Origin of the sequence: Leucobacter sp. M11, from assembly GCF_035726885.1 — a bacterium.
Lineage (GTDB): Bacteria > Actinomycetota > Actinomycetes > Actinomycetales > Microbacteriaceae > JAPFRB01.
The window spans coordinates 586,533-589,875 of sequence record NZ_JAPFRB010000001.1 but is presented as its reverse complement, the minus strand read 5'-3'; the positions used below and the strand labels follow the sequence as shown (position 1 = coordinate 589,875).

The window sequence follows — 3,343 nt, the reverse complement described above, 5'->3', positions numbered from 1 at the left end:
GAGCGCGACCCGGAGGGAGACCTGGGCGGCGATGAGTACCCGGGAGAACACGTCTCGGCCGAGATCGTCGGTGCCGAACCAGTGCGCCGCGCTCGGCGGCTGGAGGGCGTTCTGGACGTCGGTCTCGTTCACGCCGTAGGGGGCGAGCAGGGGGCCGAGGAGGGCGGCGAGCACCATCACGGCGAGCACGAGGCTCCCCACGAGGCTCACGGGGCTGCGGAGGAACAGGCCGAGCGCGGAGGCGCGCTTGCCGGACGGGGTGCGCGGGGCGGTGGCCACGGCGACGGTGTCTGGTGCGGTGTTGGCGGTCATGACAGTCGGATCCTCGGGTCGATGAGGGCGTAGAGGGCGTCCACGATGAGGTTCACGGTGAGGAACGCGATCGCGATGAGGAGCACCGCGCCCTGGACCACCGGATAGTCGCGCGAGGCGACGGAGTCGTAGACGAGGCGGCCGAGGCCGGGCCAGGCGAAGACCACCTCGACGACGAGGACGCCGCCGAGCATGGTCGCCATCTGGATCCCGGTGATCGTGAGCACGGGGATGAAGGCGTTGCGGGCGATGTGCACGCCGGTCACGATCCGGGGGCGCAGGCCCTTGGACTTCGCGGTGCGGACGTAGTTCGCACCCGCGACCTCGAGGACCGCCCCGCGGATGTACCGGGTCATGATCGAGCCGGAGACGAGACCCACGGTCAGGCCCGGGGTGAGTACCCGGCGGAACCACTCGCCCGGGTCGTCGCCGAAGGCGACGTACCCGGAGGAGGGCAACCAGCCGAGGATCGAGGAGAACAGCGTGATGAGGAGCATCCCCATCCAGAAGTCCGGGATCGAGACCCCGAACTGGCTGAACACGCGGACCAGGCCGTCGCCGAAGGTGCCCTCGCGCAGGGCCGAGAAGGTCCCGGCGGGCACCGAGATCAGGAGGGCGATGGCGAGGCCGACCGCGGCGAGCGAGATCGTGGCGGGCAGGCGCTCCAGGAGCACCTCGGTGACGGGTTGGCCGTTGCGGAAGCTCACCCCGAGATCGCCGGTGACCGCGTGGCCCAGGTACCCGAAGAACTGCTCGATGAGGGGGCGGTCCAGCCCGGAGGCGGTGCGCAGCGCCTCATAGGCCTCCGGGGTGTACCGGGTGCCGAGGGCGATGCGCACCGGGTCGCCCGGGACGAGGTGGATCAGGGTGAACACGAGGATGAGTACCCCGAGGAGCACGATCACCGTGTGCAGGAGCCGCTTGCTCAGGAAGCGCAGCACGGGGGAGCCGAGGACGCGCGCGGTCCGGCTGCGGGGGGCGAGGGACGTGCTCATTCTGCGAGGCTCACCTCGGAGAAGCGCACCGCGCGGTCGCTGCGGACCTCGTAGCCCGTGACGCTCGGGGCCCAGGCCTGAATGACCGAGGGGTTGTAGAGGTACAGGTAGCTTGCGTCCTCGGCGATGATCCTTGCCGCCTCGACGTAGATCTCCTGACGCTTCTCGGCGTCCAGTTCGGTGCGGCCCGCGTCGAGCAGCGCGTCCACCTTCGGGTTGCTGTAGCCCTGGGCGTTGCTGGCCCCGTCCGTGTGGTGCTGGGCGTAGTAGAAGTCATCGGGGTCGATGTTGCCGAGCCAGCCCATCATGAGCATGTCGAAATTGCCGGAGTTCTGCTCGTCGAGCCAGGTGGCGAAGTCGGGCTGGCGGATGGACACCTCGATGCCGAGCGGCTTCAGGTTGTCCGCGATCACCTGCGCGGCGGTCACGGTCTCGGGGTAGTCCGCCGTCGCGAGCAGGTCGAGGCTGAGCGAGTCGACCCCGGCCTCGGCCATGAGTTCCTTGGCCCGGTCGAGATCGGTGCGGTAGCCGTCAAACTTCGTGTACCAGGTGCTCTGCTTCGGGATGGCGAGCTGGTTCACCTCGGCGGTGCCGTAGCTCGTGACCTGCGCGATCGCCTCGCGGTCGATCGCGTAGCCGATGGCCTGGCGCACGCGGGCGTCCCCGTAGGGCTCGTGCTTCTGGTTGATCGCGAGGTACCAGTAGTCGGTGCTCGGCTCGACGCCCATGCTGAGCGCGCTGTCCTGCTGCAGCGCGGCCACCTGCTGGGTCGGGATCGAGTCCGTCCACTGCACCTCGCCGCTCTTGAGCGCGGCCACCGCGGTGTTGCCCTCCGAGAGGAAGGTGAAGGTGACGCCGCCGAGCTTCGGCGCGCCGCCCCAGTAGTCCGGGTTTGCGGCGAGCTCGATGGCGTCGCCCGGGGTGTTCTTGACGAGCGAGAACGGCCCGGTGCCGACGGGCTTAGTCGTGATGTCGCCGCTGTCGACGTTGGCCTGCTGCACGATCGCCACGCCCTTGAAGCCGCCGAGGCTGGACAGCAGGTTCGGGGTCGGCTGGGCGACCGTGATCGCAACGGTCCGATCATCCGGCGCGGTGACGGAGGTGACCGCGCTGAGCCGCCACGCGTTGGCGAGCTCCTCGTCGATGATCCGGTTCAGGGAGTAGACGACGTCGGCGGAGGAGAACGGGGAGCCATCGTGGAATTCGACCCCGTCGCGCAGGGAGAAGGTCCAGGTGAGCTGGTCATCGCTGAGCGTCCAGGACTCGGCGAGTGCGGGCTGCATCTCCAGGTTCTCGTCGGGGGCGACGAGCGTATCGTAGACGTTTTCCAGGACCTCGAAGGCGAAGTAGGAGCTGGTCTTGTGCGGGTCCAGCTGGTCCGGTTCCCCGGCGATCGCCGCGGTCAGCACGGGGCCGGTCGCGCCGGAGCCGCCCCCGTCGAGATCAACGGCGGTGCCCGTAGAGCAGGCGGTGAGGGCGAGCGCGCCGAGCAGCGCGATCCCTGGCAGCAGTGTGCGTGGCTTCATTGGCACTTTCCTCTGAGTTCGACGGAGCGAGTGAATCATTTATATGATGAGGTCATCATTATTTAACCAGTGAACCCTGAAACCCGGCCAACGTCAAGCCGAGGAACGAGCGATATGACCTACACGATCGTGGCCAGCGATCCCGAGCGGGGCCTGCTCGGCGTCGCCACCGCCAGCTTCTCCCTCGCCGTGGGGGCCGGGGTGCCCGCCCTCCGCGTCGGCGTCGGCGCGGTCGCGAGCCAGGCCTACACGAATCGGGCGCTGCGCGAACACGCGCTCGCCGCGCTCGCCGCGGGGGAGAGCCCGGCCGAGATCGTCGCCGGGATCCCGGGCATCGATTCGGGCCACGCCCGCCGCCAGCTCGCGGTGGTCTCCGCCGCGGGACAGGCCGCCGCGCACACCGGGGTCGAGTGCAGCGACTGGGCCGGGCACCGCGTCGGCGCGGGCTACGCGGTGGCCGGAAACCTCCTCACCGGACCCGCGGTGCTCGACGAGATGATTGCCGCCTAC

The 3,343-nt window shown here is 69.4% G+C and carries 3 protein-coding genes and 1 pseudogene; 1 reads left to right on the top strand and 3 read right to left on the bottom strand.

The features are described 5' to 3' along the window. The 3 genes and pseudogenes from OOT08_RS03025 to OOT08_RS03015 form a co-directional block, all read right to left on the bottom strand. Nucleotides 1-312: pseudogene (locus OOT08_RS03025) on the bottom strand (ABC transporter permease); the annotation flags it as partial. Next, nucleotides 309-1,307 (bottom strand): ABC transporter permease, encoded by a 999-nt coding sequence (locus tag OOT08_RS03020; protein ID WP_325091065.1) that lies wholly within the window; start codon nucleotides 1,305-1,307, stop codon nucleotides 309-311. The gene OOT08_RS03020 and the pseudogene OOT08_RS03025, both read right to left, overlap by 4 nt. Continuing rightward, a complete protein-coding gene (locus OOT08_RS03015; protein WP_325091064.1) occupies nucleotides 1,304-2,833 on the bottom strand; it encodes an ABC transporter substrate-binding protein in 1,530 nt (509 codons plus the stop codon). Before OOT08_RS03015 ends, OOT08_RS03020 begins: the two co-directional genes overlap by 4 nt. Nucleotides 2,834-2,947: 114 nt before the next feature. On the opposite strand from OOT08_RS03015, the gene OOT08_RS03010 reads away from it, so the two are divergent. Next, a partial coding sequence (locus OOT08_RS03010; RefSeq protein ID WP_325091063.1) for a DUF1028 domain-containing protein occupies nucleotides 2,948-3,343 on the top strand: 396 nt, incomplete at its 3' end.

Excerpts from the sequence above, each read along its gene's own strand:
- OOT08_RS03015 (WP_325091064.1), bottom strand. The coding sequence starts at position 2,833 with ATGAAGCCACGCACACTGCTGCCAGGGATCGCGCTGCTCGGCGCGCTC.
- OOT08_RS03020 (WP_325091065.1), bottom strand. The coding sequence starts at position 1,307 with ATGAGCACGTCCCTCGCCCCCCGCAGCCGGACCGCGCGCGTCCTCGGC.